The sequence below is a fragment of the Streptomyces sp. NPDC057638 genome, assembly GCF_042800315.1.
Taxonomy (GTDB): Bacteria; Actinomycetota; Actinomycetes; order Streptomycetales; family Streptomycetaceae; genus Streptomyces.
Genome location: NZ_JBHVHF010000186.1, coordinates 1 through 16,451, shown reverse-complemented (window position 1 = coordinate 16,451; position 16,451 = coordinate 1). Strand labels below are relative to the sequence as shown.

The 16,451-nt window shown below is 73.1% G+C and carries 16 protein-coding genes; 10 read left to right on the top strand and 6 right to left on the bottom strand.

The window, feature by feature from the left end; translation table 11 throughout:
• The 3 genes from ACFVIM_RS23120 to mmpB form a co-directional block, all read right to left on the bottom strand.
• On the bottom strand, window positions 1-311 hold a 311-nt coding region (locus ACFVIM_RS23120; RefSeq protein WP_384304355.1), incomplete at its 3' end, for a biotin carboxylase N-terminal domain-containing protein.
• A 494-nt stretch (window positions 312-805) separates the two neighbouring features.
• Entirely contained in the window at window positions 806-1,411 is a 606-nt protein-coding gene (locus ACFVIM_RS23115) for a nucleoside triphosphate pyrophosphatase (RefSeq protein ID WP_384304352.1), read from the bottom strand.
• Window positions 1,412-1,523: 112 nt separating this feature from the next.
• Window positions 1,524-1,652 (bottom strand): morphogenic membrane protein MmpB, encoded by a 129-nt coding sequence (gene mmpB / locus ACFVIM_RS23110; RefSeq protein WP_384304349.1) that lies wholly within the window; start codon window positions 1,650-1,652, stop codon window positions 1,524-1,526.
• 285 nt (window positions 1,653-1,937) lie between these two features.
• Between mmpB and ACFVIM_RS23105 the strand changes: the two genes are divergently transcribed.
• The 4 genes from ACFVIM_RS23105 to ACFVIM_RS23090 are packed head-to-tail and all read left to right on the top strand — an operon-like array spanning window position 1,938 to window position 4,953.
• Window positions 1,938-2,384 carry a hypothetical protein gene (locus ACFVIM_RS23105; protein WP_384304347.1) on the top strand — a complete coding sequence of 149 codons (447 nt, stop codon included), beginning with the start codon at window positions 1,938-1,940 and terminating at the stop codon, window positions 2,382-2,384.
• Window positions 2,381-3,619: a hypothetical protein gene (locus tag ACFVIM_RS23100; protein WP_384304344.1), complete on the top strand. Its 1,239-nt coding sequence runs from the start codon at window positions 2,381-2,383 to the stop codon at window positions 3,617-3,619. Before ACFVIM_RS23105 ends, ACFVIM_RS23100 begins: the two co-directional genes overlap by 4 nt.
• 6 nt (window positions 3,620-3,625) lie before the next feature.
• Window positions 3,626-4,225 carry a hypothetical protein gene (locus tag ACFVIM_RS23095; protein ID WP_384304341.1) on the top strand — a complete coding sequence of 200 codons (600 nt, stop codon included), beginning with the start codon at window positions 3,626-3,628 and terminating at the stop codon, window positions 4,223-4,225.
• The gene (locus ACFVIM_RS23090) at window positions 4,222-4,953 is read left to right on the top strand and encodes an ATP-binding cassette domain-containing protein (protein WP_384304339.1); all 732 of its coding nucleotides are present in this window, start codon (window positions 4,222-4,224) and stop codon (window positions 4,951-4,953) included. The genes ACFVIM_RS23095 and ACFVIM_RS23090 overlap by 4 nt, the downstream gene beginning before the upstream one ends.
• Before the next feature lie 5 nt (window positions 4,954-4,958).
• Here ACFVIM_RS23090 and ACFVIM_RS23085 read toward each other — a convergent pair whose 3' ends face one another.
• Complete coding sequence (locus ACFVIM_RS23085) at window positions 4,959-5,177, bottom strand: acyl-CoA carboxylase epsilon subunit (protein ID WP_384304337.1); 219 nt, start codon at window positions 5,175-5,177, stop codon at window positions 4,959-4,961.
• 51 nt (window positions 5,178-5,228) lie between these two features.
• On the bottom strand, window positions 5,229-6,830 hold the full coding sequence (locus tag ACFVIM_RS23080; protein WP_384304334.1) for an acyl-CoA carboxylase subunit beta: 1,602 nt from the start codon (window positions 6,828-6,830) through the stop codon (window positions 5,229-5,231).
• Window positions 6,831-7,136: 306 nt separating this feature from the next.
• On the opposite strand from ACFVIM_RS23080, the gene ACFVIM_RS23075 reads away from it, so the two are divergent.
• The 5 genes from ACFVIM_RS23075 to hutH all read left to right on the top strand — a co-directional run bounded on the left by ACFVIM_RS23075 (window position 7,137) and on the right by hutH (window position 14,419).
• On the top strand, window positions 7,137-8,027 hold the full coding sequence (locus ACFVIM_RS23075) for a biotin--[acetyl-CoA-carboxylase] ligase (protein WP_384304331.1): 891 nt from the start codon (window positions 7,137-7,139) through the stop codon (window positions 8,025-8,027).
• A 522-nt stretch (window positions 8,028-8,549) separates the two neighbouring features.
• Complete coding sequence (locus ACFVIM_RS23070) at window positions 8,550-9,776, top strand: adenylate/guanylate cyclase domain-containing protein (protein ID WP_384304357.1); 1,227 nt, start codon at window positions 8,550-8,552, stop codon at window positions 9,774-9,776.
• 162 nt (window positions 9,777-9,938) lie between these two features.
• Entirely contained in the window at window positions 9,939-10,733 is a 795-nt protein-coding gene (locus ACFVIM_RS23065) for an enoyl-CoA hydratase/isomerase family protein (protein ID WP_384304329.1), read from the top strand.
• A gap of 168 nt (window positions 10,734-10,901) precedes the next feature.
• Window positions 10,902-12,476, top strand: a complete 1,575-nt coding sequence (locus tag ACFVIM_RS23060) for a diguanylate cyclase domain-containing protein (protein WP_384304326.1) — start codon at window positions 10,902-10,904, stop codon at window positions 12,474-12,476.
• Window positions 12,477-12,868: 392 nt separating this feature from the next.
• Complete coding sequence (hutH, locus tag ACFVIM_RS23055; protein ID WP_384304324.1) at window positions 12,869-14,419, top strand: histidine ammonia-lyase; 1,551 nt, start codon at window positions 12,869-12,871, stop codon at window positions 14,417-14,419.
• A 248-nt stretch (window positions 14,420-14,667) separates the two neighbouring features.
• On the opposite strand, the gene ACFVIM_RS23050 is transcribed toward hutH, so the two are convergent.
• Window positions 14,668-14,919 (bottom strand): hypothetical protein, encoded by a 252-nt coding sequence (locus tag ACFVIM_RS23050; RefSeq protein WP_384304322.1) that lies wholly within the window; start codon window positions 14,917-14,919, stop codon window positions 14,668-14,670.
• Between the two features lie 227 nt (window positions 14,920-15,146).
• Here ACFVIM_RS23050 and ACFVIM_RS23045 point away from each other — a divergent pair, with 227 nt between their 5' ends.
• A complete protein-coding gene (locus ACFVIM_RS23045) occupies window positions 15,147-16,409 on the top strand; it encodes an Ig-like domain-containing protein (RefSeq protein WP_384304320.1) in 1,263 nt (420 codons plus the stop codon).
• The last annotated feature ends 42 nt before the right edge of the window (window positions 16,410-16,451 follow it).

Here is a 16,451-nt window from a genome sequence, read left to right as displayed (position 1 = left end):
GGACCGATCCAGATCAGCCCCGCGTCCAGCACCGCCTGCGCGAACTCCGCGTTCTCCGAAAGGAACCCGTACCCCGGATGCACCGCGTCCGCGCCCGCGTCCTTCGCCGCCTGGAGCACCTTGGCCATGTCCAGATAGCTGGTGGCCGGGGTGTCCCCACCGAGCGCGAACGCCTCGTCGGCGGCACGGACATGCAGGGCGTCCCGGTCCGGGTCCGCGTAGACGGCCACGCTCGCGATGCCGGCATCCCGGCACGCGCGGGCGACGCGGACAGCGATTTCGCCACGGTTGGCGATGAGCACCTTGCGCACGATGGCTCCCTCCTGGAAACAAGCTGAGTTTAGGGACTGCCGACACGGCCCATCGAGCCGTCCGCAGTGGTGAGCTTGCCCACACGGAGAGTGATTCCTGGCTCGCGCAACTAGTGAAATCCCTTGTCGCACCACGGTACGGCGGGCTCCCCCCTCGCACAGTAGCCCTGTTGTGTGGCGCGGGTCTCTGTCCGGGGGCCCTGCGGCGTGACGTGTTTCTTTGTGGGGTCCCTACGAATGGCGGAATGATTCTTTGCGACCCCCCTCGCCGTGTGCCGCGCGCGTCGCCCCCGCCGTGTTCCGGTGGCCGGGGTGTTCTCCCAGAGACAGGGGGGACGGGGGTGACGGTAGGGGTGGTGCCGGGGCGTGGGGCGGCCCCGTCGGGGACCCAGCGTGTCGCCGTCGGGACCGAACGTGCCGGTGCCAGGTCTCTCAGGTCGGTCCGGTCCGCCGGGCCTGCCGGGCCTGTTGGGCCCGCCGGTCGGTCGGGTCCGTCAGGTCCAGAGGGTGGTGATGGGGTGGCCCAGTTCGGCGAGCAGGCGGCGCAGCAGGGGGAGCGAGAGCCCGATCACATTGCCGTGGTCGCCCTCGATGCGCTCGATGAACGGCGCCGACCGCCCGTCCAGGGTGAAGGCGCCCGCCACGTGCAGCGGCTCCCCGCTCGCCACGTACGCGGCGATCTCCTCGTCCGTCGGCTCGCCGAAGTGGACCGTGGTCGACGCCGTCCGCGATGCCTGGCGGCCCGTCGCGGTGTCGATGACGCAGTGGCCCGTCCGGAGCACTCCGGCCCGGCCCCGCATCGCCTTCCAGCGCGCGGTGGCCTCCTCCGCGTCGGCGGGCTTGCCCAGCGCCTCTCCGTCCAGCTCCAGCACCGAGTCGCAGCCGATGACCAGTGACCCCGCCGCCTCCGGCCGCGCGGCGACGGCGGCGGCCTTGGCCTCGGCGAGCACCAGGGCGAGCGCGGCGGGCGAGTCGGCGGTCAGCGCGTCCTCGTCGACCCCGCTGACGATCACATGGGGCGCGAGCCCCGCCTGTCGCAGCAGGTTGAGCCGGGCGGGTGAGGCGGAACCGAGGACGAGGCGCGGGGTGTGGGCGGTCATGCGGCCATCGTAGGCGGGGCTGTGGCGGCGGGGCGCGGGCCGCGGGCGGCCGTGGCGCGGCCGTACGGGAGCGCCGGGCCGGGCTGTTCGTACCCGCCGGGCGGGAGCGGGATCAGCGCAGGCCGACCATCAGCATGGCGACCAGCATGGCCAGTGCGAGGAGCAGGCCCGCGCGGCGCAGCATCGCCTGCGTCTCCCGCAGTTCCTCGGGTGGCTCGTTCTTCGGGTCGGACCACAGCATGGTTCCGATGGTGGAGCGGTCCGGCGCGGCGGCGCCTGAGTACGGGTACTCAAATGTGCGATTCCCCGCCGTGTCCACGGCTGACGGGGTCCGGCGCTTTCTGATCAACCGTTTATGGGATGTGATTTCTTATGGAGGGAAATTGACTGACTAAAATCCGATAATTTTATCTGGCATATACCGCTGGACTATCCAAAAGGTCGGGAGTAATTTGCTCATCCTCTCCGCATCATCCCCATTCGGGGATGGAGAAGCCGTTTCACGGATCGACAGGGGGATCAGCGCATGGGCGTACGGAACGCCGGGCGGGTCACGGTCATCGGTGCGGTCGGTGCCGCGCTCTTAGCGGCGTCGGCGGCCGTCGTCCTCGCCGCCGACCCGCCGGTCAACCGCAGGATCAGCAACGGCCGGGAGGGATGGGAGTCCCCCCGCTGGTCGGACGAGCGCTACTCCAAGCTCTCGTTCCAGGGCTGTGCGACCACCTCGCTGGCGGGACGGCCGAAGAGCGTCACCGTCCGGTACCACAAGGACCGCGACTGGCTGCCCGATCCGCAGTACGGCAGCCGCACCTTCACCCAGTGCTTCGACACACCCGGTTCGGTGAGCGTCGGCGAGTGGCGCGACCTGCCCCGCCAGCACGGTTACTACGTCCGTATCGAGGACATCAACCAGAGCGCCCACAACACCATCGACGTCGCGCGCTACTCGGTCGACACGACCGCGGCGGAATGACGTTCCGTACCCTGCTGCGCGTCAGCGCGGCCGTGCGCGTGCTGCCCTTCGCGGTCGCCCTGGTGCTCTTCTACCACCACGCCAACGCGTACACGGACGACGGCCTCGGCCACGCCCCCACCGTCGTCTCCGAGGCTCTCGGCTCGATCTACGGATACGCCTACGCCATCGCCGCCGGGCTCGGCGCCTGGGAGAGCGGACGGCTGCGGCAGGACGGGCTGTGGGGGCTGGGCCCCGGGCGGTCCCGGTTCACCATCGCCGCGGCCGCCCTCGCGCCGGGCGTGGCACTGACCTGGCTGATGCTGCTGCTGCCCGTGGCGCTCGCGCTCGCCGACGACGGCACCGCCCCCACCGCCGGAAGCCTGCCACCGCTGCTGATGGCCCTGGTGCTCTGCGCCGCCCACGCCAGCATCGGCTTCGGCGTGGGGCTGCGGTTCCAGCGGCTCGTCGCCGCTCCCGTGCTCTGTGTGGCCGTGCTGGTCCTGGTGGCCTTCTCCTGGTCGGTGGAGCCGATGTGGCTGCGCCATCTCTTCGGCCAGTACCCGACCACCCTGGTCTTCGGGGAGCGCGCCAGCCTGCTCTCCCTGCTGCCGCATCTGCTGGTCGCCGGGGGCGTCGCGGTCGGCGGCTGGCTGCTGTGGCTGCCGCTGCGCCCCGCCGTGGTGCGGGGCGCGCTGGCGCTCGCCGTCGCCGGGGGCGCCGTCGCCGGAGCCTGGGGGACCGCGCGGGGCTGGGACTACAACCCGCCGCTCGTGGTCGGCGCCGCGCCGGAGCGCTGTACGGGCGGCACACCGAGGGTCTGTATGCCCACGGCGACCGCGCACCGGCTCGCCTCCGTCCGCGCCGACCTGGTCTCCGTACTCGCCGACTTCCGCGCGGCCGGGGTGGCCTACGCGCCGGGACTGGTCACCGACACCCTCAACGACGGCCGGTACACCCCGCGCTCCACCGCCGCCCGCTGGCGGCTGCCGCTCTCCACGCTCGCCGAACGGCCCCACGCCCGCTACCGGCTGGCGCTCGCCTCGGTCCGCTTCTCCTGCCCCCACCCCGACCCGGCCGCCCGGCGCGCCGTGCAGGCATGGGTGGCCCGGGTGACCGGGGAGGAGCCCGCCTACCACGCGCTCGGCGCCCGCCGCGCCGCGCGGGAGCTGGCCAGGATCGAGGCGCTGCCGGGAGCGGACCGAGGCGGCTGGCTGCCCCGGACGCTGGCCACCGGCTGCGGAAAGGGCGGGTGAGCGCCGGTGCTGTGGTGGCTGCGGGTGCGGCGCGGACCGGTGCTGCTCCCGCCCGCGCTCGCCGTCTTCCTCGGCTATGTCCTGCTCGTACGGAACGAGACGGTCGCGCTCCCGTCGCTCATCGGCGGCGGGGCGGAGGTGGTCCTGCTCGCCTTCGCCCCCATCCCGGTGACCTCCGCGCTGATGGCCGCGCTCGACACGCGGCTCGACGCGGCGGAGGAGTCCGGCATCCGGCCCGTCGCCGCCCTCGACGCCGCCCTGGCGCTGGCGGTCACCGCCGCCGCCACCCTGCTGGGGCTGCTCGCCGCCTGGCTGCTGGACCAGCCCGGGGCCCTCGCGGCGGGCCGTGACACCGCCTTCCTGGCCGGGCTGATGCTCTGTCTGCGCCCGCTGGCGGGCGCCCACGCGGTCCTCGCCCCCGTCGGCTGGCTGATGCTGTCGGTCCTCGCCGGGACCCGCGCCGGGGGCGAACCCCACCCCTGGACCGTCGTCCGGCAGCCGCCGGACTCCTGGACCGCCGCCCTGACCTCGGCGCTCGTCCTGATCGCGGGCACCACGGCCGTCGCCGCCCTGGCCCAGCGGAGAGGGACAAGGAGAGAGAGATGACCCTCCGTTTCGATTCCTGCTCCTACCGCTACGGGCGCCGCCCGCCGGTCCTGGACGGTCTCAGCTATGAACTGCCGCCCGGCCTCACCCTGCTGCTGGGGCCCAACGGCGCCGGGAAGTCCACCCTTCTCGCGCTGGCCGCCGCCGTCCGCCGTACCGCCTCCGGCACCATCACCCTCGGACGGCTCACCGCGCCCAGCCGGGCCTACCGCCGGGCCGTCGCCTGGATGCCGCAGACCATCGTCCCCGCGCCCGCGCTGACGGTCCGTGAGTACGTGGCGTACGTGGGCTGGCTCAAGGGCATGAACCGGCGCGACGCCTGGGACCGTGCCGCCGGTGCCCTGGACCGGGTCGACCTCGGGGACCGGGCCGGGGTGCGCACCGGGCGGCTCTCCGGGGGTCAGCTACGACGGCTGGGGGTGGCGTCAGCGCTGGTCCACGGGGCGCGGGTGCTGCTGCTCGACGAGCCGACGGCGGGGATGGACCCCTGGCAGCGCCGGGTGTTCCGGGACGCGCTGGGCGGACTCTCGGGCGAGGTGCGGATCCTGATGTCCACCCATGACACCGGTGATCTGGCGGAGGAGGCGGACCATGTGACCGTGCTGGTGGAGGGACGGATCCGGCACGCGGGCGACGTACGGTCCTTCCTGGCCCACAGCCGCCCGGGCACGCCCCCGGCCCGCGCCGCCGAATCCGCCTACACCGCCTTCCTGACCAGCACGGGCTAGCCCGGTCAGGAGGGCCAGAAGGTGCGGGACCAGGCCCGGGGGCCCGGGGTCGGCCGGGGGGCGCGGGCGATCCGGGAGGGGTCGGACCAGGAGCTGGGCGATGGCGCGGCCGCGAGGTCGGCGGCGGGGTCCGCGGCCGCCGCGCCCGCCCGCGCCCGGACCACCGCGAGCGCGGCCGCCAGTTCCTCCGGGGTGGGATTGCCCCGTACGACCCTGATCATCATCTGTGTTCCTCCGCCGTCATCGGGATCGGTCCTGGAAGGGGTCCGGGCGTCCTAGAGCGGGATGTTGCCGTGCTTCTTCGGCGGCAGGCTCTCCCGCTTGGTGCGCAGCTGGCGCAGTCCGCGGACCACCTGGGCCCGGGTCTGTGACGGCATGATCACCGCGTCGACATAGCCGCGTTCGGCCGCCGTGTAGGGGTTGAGCAGGGCGTCCTCGTACTCCTGGATCAGCCGCGCCCGTACCGCCTCCCGCTCCTCGGCGCCCTGGGATTCCTCGGCCTCGGCGATCGTGCGGCGGTGGAGGATGTTCACCGCGCCCTGGGCGCCCATGACGGCGATCTGGGCGGTCGGCCAGGCGAGGTTGAGATCGGCGCCCAGGTGCTTGGAGCCCATCACGTCGTACGCGCCGCCGAACGCCTTGCGGGTGATGACGGTGATCAGCGGGACCGTGGCCTCCGCGTAGGCGTAGATCAGTTTGGCGCCCCGGCGGATGATCCCGCCGTACTCCTGGTCCACGCCCGGCAGGAAGCCGGGCACGTCGACGAAGGTCAGCACCGGGATGTTGAAGGCGTCGCAGGTGCGGACGAACCGGGCTGCCTTCTCGGAGGCGTTGATGTCCAGACACCCGGCGAACTGCATCGGCTGATTGGCCACCACCCCGACCGGATGGCCCTCCACCCGTCCGAAGCCGGTGACGATGTTCGGCGCGAACAGCGCCTGGGTCTCCAGGAACTCGCCCTCGTCCAGGATGTGCTCGATGACCGTGTGCATGTCGTACGGCTGGTTGGCGCTGTCCGGGATCAGCGTGTCCAGTTCGATGTCCTCCGCCGTGGGGTGGAGGTCGGCGGGCTCCGGGAAGGCGGGCGGCTCGGTGAGGTTGTTCGACGGGAGGTAGGCCAGCAGCGACTTCACATAGTCGACGGCGTCCTTCTCGTCCGCCGCCATGTGGTGCGCCACACCGGAGGTGGTGTTGTGGGTGCGGGCGCCGCCGAGCGCCTCGAAGCCGACGTCCTCGCCGGTCACCGTCTTGATGACATCGGGTCCCGTGATGAACATATGGGAGGTCTGGTCCACCATCACCGTGAAGTCGGTGATCGCGGGGGAGTAGACCGCGCCGCCCGCGCACGGGCCCACCACCAGGGAGATCTGCGGGATCACCCCGGAGGCATGGGTGTTGCGGCGGAAGATCTCCCCGTACATCCCGAGCGCGCTGACGCCCTCCTGGATCCGCGCGCCGCCGGAGTCGTTGATGCCGATGACCGGGCAGCCGGTCTTCAGCGCGAAGTCCATCACCTTGATGATCTTCTGCCCGTAGACCTCGCCCAGGGCGCCGCCGAAGACCGTGAAGTCCTGGGAGAAGACGGCGACCGGGCGGCCGTCGACCGTGCCGTAGCCGGTGACCACGCCATCGCCGTACGGACGCGTCCGGTCCAGGCCGAAGCTGGTGGACCGGTGGCGGGCCAGCTCGTCCAGTTCGGTGAACGAGTCCGGGTCCAGCAGCAGCTCGATCCGCTCCCGCGCCGTCAGCTTCCCCTTGGCGTGCTGCTTCTCCACCGCGCGCGCGGAACCGGCGTGGGTGGCCTCCTCCACACGGCGCCGGAGGTCCGCGAGCTTGCCCGCGGTGGTGTGGATGTCGTTCAGTTCCGGCTCGGACATCGGGTGTGCGGCTCCCCTGGGCTCTCAGCCGCCGACGGCGGCGGCTGTCGGGTGGATCTCGCGGGTGGGTGGTCGTACCGGTGGATCTCGGGGACGGGTGGTCTTGGCCGGTGGATCTCGCGGGCGGTCGGAGTGCGCTGGCGGGGGCGGCGGATGGCCCCGGGCCGCGCTGGCGGCGGCGCTGAGCTGGTGCTCCGTCACCACGGTGGGCGGTGGCGCCCGTCGTGGGGCGCGCTACTGGGTCGTAGCGTATCGGCGCCGATACCGTTCGGCAGTGCGGCGTTTACCACACCTAACCTGGCTTGCATGACGCCACCGAACACCCCCGGCAACACGCCCCCGGCCACCCCCGGCGGCCGCTGGAACGATCTGGACCGGCCGCCGCTCAACGAGCGGGCGCTGCGCCGCGCCCTGCTGACCCCCGGGTCGCTGTGGTCCTCCCTCGACGTGGTCACCTCCACGGGATCCACCAACACTGATCTGGCGGCTCTGGCAGCCCGCGCCACGGACACCCCCGAAGGCGCGGTGCTGGTCGCCGAGGAGCAGACCGCCGGGCGTGGACGGCTCGACCGGGCCTGGACCGCGCCGCCGCGCTCGGGCCTCTTCCTCTCCGTACTGCTGCGGCCGGGGCCCGGGGTCCCGGCCGAGCGCTGGGGCTGGCTCCCGCTGCTCGCCGGGGTCGCCGTGGCGACCGGACTCAGCCGCGCCGCCGGGGTGGACATGTCCCTCAAATGGCCCAATGACCTGCTGGTGACCGTGGACGGAGAGGAGCGCAAGACCGGGGGCATCCTCGCCGAGCGGGCCGGGGACGGCTCCGTCGTCCTCGGGATGGGCGTCAATGTGACCCTGCGCGCCACCGAACTGCCCGTCCCCACGGCGGGCTCGCTCGCCCTCGCCAACGCCGTCTGCACCGACCGCGATCCCCTGCTGCGGGCCGTGCTGCGCTCCCTGGAGGACTGGTACGGGCGGTGGCGGGCGGCCGCGGGCGATCCCGCCGCCTCCGGTGTCCAGGCGGCGTACGCGGCGGGCTGCGCCACCCTCGGCCGTACGGTCCGCGCGGAGCTGCCCGGGGACCGCTCGCTGACCGGCGAGGCGGTGGCACTGGACGGTGAGGGACGGCTGGTGCTGCGGACGGCGACGGGACGGCGGGAGGCGGTGGGCGCGGGGGACGTGGTGCATCTCCGGGGGACGGGGTGACCCTGAGCGCCGGACGCCGGGCGCCGGGCCGCGCGCGGGGGCGGTCGTGGCGGGTACGGGGGCGGACGGCGTGACGGCGGGCCGGGGAGAGGTGGGCTGGTGGGGCCGCCCGGAGGGCCGAGGAGTGGCAGGTGAACCGGGTGGCCGACCGGGACGTGAGCTAGGGCACACCTGCCGTATCGTTGAGGCGATCGTGCGAGAGATCGGCAGGACAGTGCGCAGGGAACGGGCAGGAGGCGGGCGGTGACCGTCGACGACACCAGGTCCGGCGCTCCGGGGTCGTCCGGCGCCAGGGCGGCGGACGGCGCCGGGGGCGCGGGGGCCTTGGCGGGGCCCGCCGTCCGGCGTTCCGGGGTCCTCGGCGACGCCGGGGCCGCTGGCCATTCCCAGCCTGCTGGCCGTTCTCAGGACTCAGGGGACTCAGGGGGCTCTGTGGGTTCGGGTGGCTCGGGGACGGCCGGTGGGACCGGGGCGCCGGGGGGTTCCCCGGGGCCGGGGGACACCAGCGGTGCGGCGGGTGCGCTGGGCGCCGCCGGTGCCGGTTCGGCTGGTTCAGGTGCCGCCGGTGCTGGTTCCGCCGGTTCCGGGGCTGCCGCTGGTTCGGCCGGTGCCTCCCGTCCGGCGGGGGCGCCGGGGTCGTCGCGCGGCTCCGCCTCCGTACACCCCACGCCCCACCACGATGTCGACCACACGGCCGAGCCCACCGACGACCCTCTCGCCATCCGGCTGGAACAGCTCATCCTCGGGGCGGAGCGCCGCTACACCCCCTTCCAGGCGGCCCGTACCGCCGGGGTCTCCATGGAGCTGGCCTCCCGCTTCTGGCGCGCGATGGGATTCGCCGACATCGGCCAGGCGAAGGCGCTGACCGAGGCCGATGTGCTCGCGCTGCGGCGGCTCGCCGGTCTGGTCGAGGCGGGGCTGCTGAGCGAGCCCATGGCCATCCAGGTGGCGCGGTCGACCGGTCAGACCACCGCCCGGCTGGCGGAGTGGCAGATCGACTCCTTCCTGGAGGGCCTCACCGAGCCGCCCGAGCCCGGGATGACCCGGACCGAGGTCACCTATCCGCTGGTGGAGCTGCTCCTGCCGGAGCTGGAGGAGTTCCTGGTGTACGTGTGGCGGCGGCAGCTGGCCGCCGCCACCGGGCGGGTCGTCCAGGCCGCCGACGACGAGGAGATGGTGGACCGCCGTCTCGCGGTGGGATTCGCCGATCTCGTCGGCTTCACCCGGCTCACCCGCCGGCTGGAGGAGGAGGAGCTGGGCGAACTCGTCGAGGCGTTCGAGACCACGGCCGCCGACCTGGTGGCCGCGCACGGCGGCCGGCTGATCAAGACCCTCGGCGACGAGGTCCTCTACGCGGCGGACGACGCCCGTACGGCGGCGGAGATCGCGCTCCGGCTGATCGACACCATGAACCAGGACGACGCCATGCCCGCGCTGCGGGTCGGCATCGCCTTCGGTACGGTCACGACGCGCATGGGCGATGTGTTCGGGACGACGGTGAACCTCGCGAGCAGGCTGACCTCGATAGCCCCGAAGGACGCGGTACTGGTGGACGGGGCGTTCGCGCTGGAGCTGATCCGGACCGGGGACGCGCCCAAGTCGGAGACCCAGGCCGCTGAGGAGCTGGTGGCGGCGGAGAAGGAGGGGACGACCCCACCGCCGTACCGTTTCGCCCTCCAGCCGATGTGGCAGCGGCCGGTACGCGGGCTGGGGCTGGTCGAGCCCTGGCTGCTCTCCCGGCGCCCCTGACCGCCCGTCCGGGGCTGACCGGCGGGAACGGCCGGAAACCGCCACGGGGTGGGACGGGGCGAACCGCCGCTCCCGGGGAACGACCGGAACCGCCGTCCCCGCGGCGGCGCGCGGCCGGGTGCCTATGATCCGGTGAACCGTCGTTAACCGGGAGGGTGTCCTATGTCCGAGTCCGAGCAGCGCTACGGCGACTTCGTCCTCGTCCGCCCCCGCCAGCACGTCGCCGAGATCATCCTCGACCGCCCCCGCGCCATGAACGCCGTCTCCACCGCCATGGCCCGTTCCATCGCCGAGGCCTGTGCCGCCGTCGCCGTCGACCCGGACATCCGGGTCGCGGTGGTGACCTCCTCCCATGACCGCGCCTTCTGCGTCGGCGCCGATCTGAAGGAGCGCAACGCCTTCACGGACGCGGAGTTGGTGCGCCAGCGGCCGACCGCGCGGTCCGCCTACACCGGGGTGCTCGAGCTGCCGATGCCGACCATCGCCGCCGTCCACGGCTTCGCCCTCGGCGGGGGTTTCGAGCTGGCGCTGGCCTGCGATGTGATCGTCGCCGACGCGACCGCCGTGGTCGGACTGCCGGAGGTCACCGTCGGGGTGATCCCCGGTGGCGGCGGCACCCAGCTGCTGCCGCGCCGGGTGGGCGCCGCCCGTGCCGCCGAGCTGATCTACACCGGCCGCCGGGTCAAGGCGGTGGAGGCCCGGGAGTTGGGTCTGGTCGACCAGCTCGCCGAGGACGCCAGGACCGGGGCGTTCGCCCTCGCCGACCGGATCGCGGCGAACTCGCCCGTGGGGCTGCGGGCCGCGAAACGGGCGATGCGGCTGGGGCAGGGGCTGGATCTGCGGGCCGGGCTTGAGGTCGAGGACGCGGCCTGGCGCTCGGTGGCGTTCTCCGGGGACCGGGCGGAGGGGGTGGCGGCCTTCAACGAGAAGCGGACGCCCCAGTGGCCGGGGGAGTGAGCCGAGTCCCGGGGCTGCCCGCCCTCCTCGGGTGACCGTGTGTCGTACGGGGTGGGTGCGGCGGCCAGGCCGGGCGGGGCCGGGCGGAATCCCGGATTCCCGCCGCGTTCCCAGGTTGGGGCGCACTTCAACCGATCAAATCCGGCCAAACCTCCCTAAGCTGGGGTGATGGCTGAGGATCGACGGTTGCGAGCCGTAGTGGCACTGGCGCAGGCGATGGCCGCCGCACAGACCCCGCGTGAGGTCTGGCTGGCGGCGGCGCGGGGCGCGAAAACGGCCCTCGGCGGCACCTTCGCGGCCCTGTCGGTGTGGGAGCGTGAGCTGGGACGGCTGAAGGTGCTGGTGAACGCCGGTGAACGGGCTCCGGGCGAGGAGGAGTTCCCGGAGTCGGAGACCTATCCGGTCAACCGCTTCCCGGAGATCACGGAGTTCCTCCATGAGCGCTGGGCGGGCGGCGGCGGCCCGGACGCCTGGGTCGAGTCGGTCGACGGTCCACCGCGAGGTTCGCCGGCCCACGGGGACCCGGGCGCGGCGCTGCCATCGGGTGTCCTGTCCCCGGGGGGTCCGGTCGGCCCGCCATCGGGTGCCCCGGGGGGTCCGGTCGCTCCGCCGCCGGGTGTCGCGCCGGGTGCCCCGGGGGATCCCGGCGCCGCGCCGCCGTCCGGCGCTCCGGCCTCGGCGGGTCCGCCGGCCACCCCGCCGCCGGGTGAGGGCGTCACTCCGCCGCGCGCCACCCCGCCGCCGAGGGAGCGCGCCACCCCGCCCCTGCCGGAGCCGGGTGTCTCCACCCCGCCCGGTGCCCCGGCCGACGGGAACACCGCCCCTGGGCCGCCGCCCCCGGGTGCCGCCGCCGGGGGAGAGCCCCCGCCCCCGGCGCGGCGGCCGGTCCCCACCGCCGCGCCGCGCGGCTACCGCCACCCCTCCACCCCCAGCGACGCCCGGGTCGCCGCCCTCCGCCGCCGTGGGCGCGGCTGCTGTGTCGTCGCGCCGGTCGTGCTGCACGGCCGGGCCTGGGGCGAGCTGTATGTGGCCCGGCCCGTCGGCGCCCCCGTCTTCGACCGGGACGACGCCGACTTCGCCTCCGTCCTCGCCTCGGTCGTCGCCTCCGGCATCGCCCAGACGGAGCGTCTGGAGGAGGTGCGGCGGCTCGCCTTCACCGACCCCCTGACCGGTCTCGCCAACCGCCGTGCCGTCGACGCCCGGCTCGACGAGGCCCTGGAGCGCCACCGCGCGGACGGTTCCGTCGTCAGCCTGGTGGTCTGCGACCTCAACGGGCTCAAGCGGGTCAACGACACCCTCGGCCATGCCGTCGGCGACCGTCTGCTGGAGCGCTTCGGCTCGGTTCTCTCCCTCTGCGGGGCGATACTCCCGGGCGCGCTCGCCGCCCGGCTCGGCGGTGACGAGTTCTGTCTGGTCTCGATCGGGCCCGGCGCCGACGAGGTGGTCCGGGTCGCGGAGGAACTCTGTGTCCGGGCCGCCGGTCTGACCCCGGGTGAGGGTGTGGCCTGCGGTGTCGCCTCCACCGGTGACCCGATCGGGCAGGTGCGCTCGGCCCGCCGTCTCTTCCGGCTGGCCGACGCGGCCCAGTACCGGGCGAAGGCGGCCCGTTCGCCCGGCCCGGTGGTCGCGGGCCGCGACGGCGCGGTGCTGCGCCTGGTGGACGCCCCGCCGCACTCCCCGGATCAGGAGCGCCGCGCCTTCCGTGGGATGACGGCCGACGACGACTCGTGGAGTGAGCCATAGCGACCCACCGTGTGACACCTCGCGCCCCGCGTGACGGCCCGCCGCCCGCTGTGAACGCCCGTGTGACGGCCCGCCGCCCGCTGTGAACGCCCGTGTGGCGCCCACCGCCCGCTGTGAACGCCCGTCTCGTGTGGCGCCCGCCGCCCGCCGTCACGTGCCGCCCGCCCGGTGTGACGCGGCGCGAGGCCGGAGGCCCGGAGGCGGTACGAGGGCCCGCCGCGCCACCAGGGCCCTCCCCGCCGAGGGCGCCCATCCGCCCCGTACCCGTACCGCACTCCCGGTCGCGCGCCCGGTAACGCGCCACCCATGCCGTCATGGGCGGCCCACCGGGTAAGGGGCCAGCCCAGTGGCCACCAGTGACTTCCCGTAATTCAGTACGTACGCTGCTGAATATGAGTATGCGAACAGTCGTGGTAGGGACGTCCGGCACCACTGTCGACGACGTCATCGCCGTCGCCCGCGACGGCGCCCGGGTCGAGCTGTCCGCCGCCGCGCTCGACGCGCTCGCCACCGCGCGGGCGCTCGTGGACGAGCTCGCGGCCAAGCCGGATCCCGTCTACGGGGTCTCCACCGGGTTCGGGGCGCTCGCGACCCGTTCCATCGGCCAGGACCTGCGCGGACTGCTCCAGCGGAACATCGTGCGCTCCCACGCGGCCGGGATGGGCCCCCGGGTGGAGCGCGAGGTGGTGCGGGCGCTGATGTTCCTGCGGCTGAAGACGGTCTGCTCGGGGCATACAGGGGTACGCCCCGGGGTCGCGCGGACCATGGCGGACCTGCTGAACGCGGGGATCACGCCCGTGGTGCACGAGTACGGCTCCCTCGGCTGTTCCGGCGATCTCGCCCCGCTCTCCCACTGCGCCCTCACCCTGCTCGGCGAGGGCGAGGCCGAAGGCCCCGACGGGCGGCTCCGGCCCGCCGCCGACCTGCTGGCCGAGCACGGCATCGCCCCCGTGGAACTCCGGGAGAAGGAGGGGCTCGCGCTGCTCAACGGCACCGACGGCATGCTCGGCATGCTGGTCATGGCCATCGCCGACCTCCAGCGGCTCTACACCTCCGCCGACATCACCGCCGCGCTCACGCTCGAAGCGCTGCTGGGCACCGACTCCGTCCTCGCCCCCGAACTGCACGCCATCCGCCCCCACCCCGGCCAGGCCGTGGCCGCCGCCAATATGCGGGCCGTACTCAAGGGCTCCGGCCTCACCGGTCACTACCAGCAGGACGAGGCCCCCCGGGTGCAGGACGCCTACTCGGTGCGGTGCGCCCCCCAGGTCGCCGGGGCGGGCCGGGACACCCTCGCCCACGCCCGGCTGGTCGCCGAGCGCGAACTGGCCGCCGCCGTCGACAACCCCGTGGTCCTCCCGGCCGAGCGGCGGGTGGAGTCCAACGGCAACTTCCACGGCGCGCCGGTCGCCTACGTCCTCGACTTCCTCGCCATCGCCGCCGCCGATCTGGCCTCCATCGCCGAGCGCCGCACCGACCGGCTGCTGGACAAGCACCGCAGCCACGGTCTGCCGCCGTTCCTCGCCGAGGACCCGGGCGTCGACTCGGGGCTGATGATCGCTCAGTACACCCAGGCGGCCCTGGTCAGCGAGATGAAGCGACTGGCGGTCCCGGCCTCCGTCGACTCCATCCCCTCCTCCGCCATGCAGGAGGACCATGTCTCGATGGGCTGGTCGGCCGCGCGCAAGCTGCGCACCGCCGTCGGCGCCCTGGCCAGGGTCCTGGCCGTCGAGCTGTATACCGCGACCCGCGCCCTCGAACTCCGCGAGGGACTCACCCCCGCCCCCGCCTCCCTCGCCGCCGTCGCGGCGCTGCGCGCGACCGGGGTACGCGGACCGGGGCCGGATCGTTTCCTCGCCCCGGAGCTGGAGGCGGTGGACTCCTTCGTCCGCTCGGGTGCCCTCCTTGACGCCGTGGAACCCCTCACGGGCCCCCTCGGCTGACCGTCCCGAGGGCGGGTGCGGGGACGGTCGGCGACGGTCAGCGGATATTCCTTTGACTTTCCTTTGCCGATCCTTTGTGATCTGTCAGCGGGAATGCGCGAGGGCGTTCACGGAGAAACCTACGGGGATGTCAAGAGACGTCGGTGAACGCCGGTGAACGCCGGTAAGCGCCGCGGGACGTGCGCGGGAGTACGGAGTTGACGGGCCGGGTAGCCGGAATGACCGGAGCGGGGGCGTGGCGGACCGGGTCAGGGGCGTACCGGAATGCGCTCGCGTACCGCGTAGGCCACGAAGGCGACCCCGAGCGCGAAGAAGGCCATCGCGCCGATCGCATACGGTGTGGAGCCGACCGTTCTGGCTTCGCGCGCGGCGGTGATGGCGGGGCTGTCCCGGGCGCTGGTGCGCTCGGTGGTGGCGTCAGCTGACGGCACGAGCCACAGGGCACAGAGGAGGATCCCTGCGACGATGGCGGTCAGAAGCGGTCGACGCGCGACGGACACGGGCACGATCTCCCTTGATGCAGCCGTGAGTTGGGTGGGGGCGCGGCCTCGACGGGCGCGCGGCGCCGATGGTAGTGAACGGGTGTGGGTACGGGAAAACCGGGCCGACGGTTGAGCGGCCCGCGCGGTTCCGTGGAGTGGCGTTGCCCACATCCGCCGGGCAAAAGGAACCGCGTAGCCCGAAATGCGTGTTGAAGTAAGTAGTTCCGCAGGGGAAATCGGCGACGATGGAGAAGCGTGTGATGACGGACAGCAAGCGGCGCAGGGGCCTCGCGGTCGCCTCCGCCGTGCTCGGCGGGGTGCTCGTACTGTCGGCGTGCAGCGGTGACGGTGACAAGGGTGGCGACGCCGAGGGCTCGAAGAACTCACAGGCGCAGGTCGACGCCGCCGCGGCCAAGAAGGTCTCCGAGGCCCGAATAGCCGTCGTCGCGAAGAACGGCTCCACCAGCGCCAGTATCAACAACGGTGCCCATGTCACCGTGACCGGCGGCGAACTCGTCCAGGTCACTCTGACCACCGCCGAGGGCAAGCCGGTCAAGGGCACCATGGGCCAGGGCAACAAGACCTGGAAGCCGGACGACCAGCTGGAGCGGTCCACCTCGTACAAGCTCGCGGTCACGGCGAAGGACTCCCGGGGGCTGACCGCCCACGAGAACTCCTCCTTCACCACGGTCTCGCCGTCGAAGAGCTTCATCGGCAACTTCACGCCCGAGGACGGTTCCACCGTCGGCGTCGGAATGCCCGTCTCCATCAACTTCAACAAGCCGATCACCAACCGCAAGGCCGTGCAGTCCGGGATCGCCGTGACCTCGACCGGCGGCCAGGAGATCGTCGGCCACTGGTTCAACTCGCAGCGGCTGGACTTCCGTCCCCAGGAGTACTGGAAGGCGGACACCACCGTCACGCTGAAGCTGGCGCTGGACGGGGTCGAGGGCTCCAACGGCGTCTTCGGCGTCCAGCAGAAGACCGTCACCTTCAAGGTCGGCCGTAACCAGGTCTCCACCGTCGACGCCCGTTCCAAGCAGATGACGATCAAGCGGAACGGTCAGACGATCAAGACCATCCCGATCTCCGCGGGCGCCACCGCCACCCCGACCTACAACGGTCAGATGGTGATCTCCGAGAAGTACAAGGAGACCCGGATGAACGGCGCCACGGTCGGCTTCACCGACTCGGACGGCAAGGGCGAGTACGACATCAAGGACGTGCCGCACGCCATGCGCCTGTCCACCTCCGGCACCTTCATCCACGGCAACTACTGGGGCCGGGGCGTCTTCGGCAACTCCAACACCAGCCACGGCTGTGTGGGCCTGGAGGACAAGCAGGGCGCGAACGACCCGGGCAAGCCGGGCGCGTGGTTCTACGACAACTCGCTGATCGGCGATGTCGTGATCGTGAAGAACTCCAAGGACAAGACGATCCAGCCGGACAACGGTCTCAACGGCTGGAACATGGACTGGGCGAAGTGGAAGGCCGGTTCGGCGGTCTGAACCGGTCCCCGCTGAGCTGACATCGCGGGTACGCACCACGAG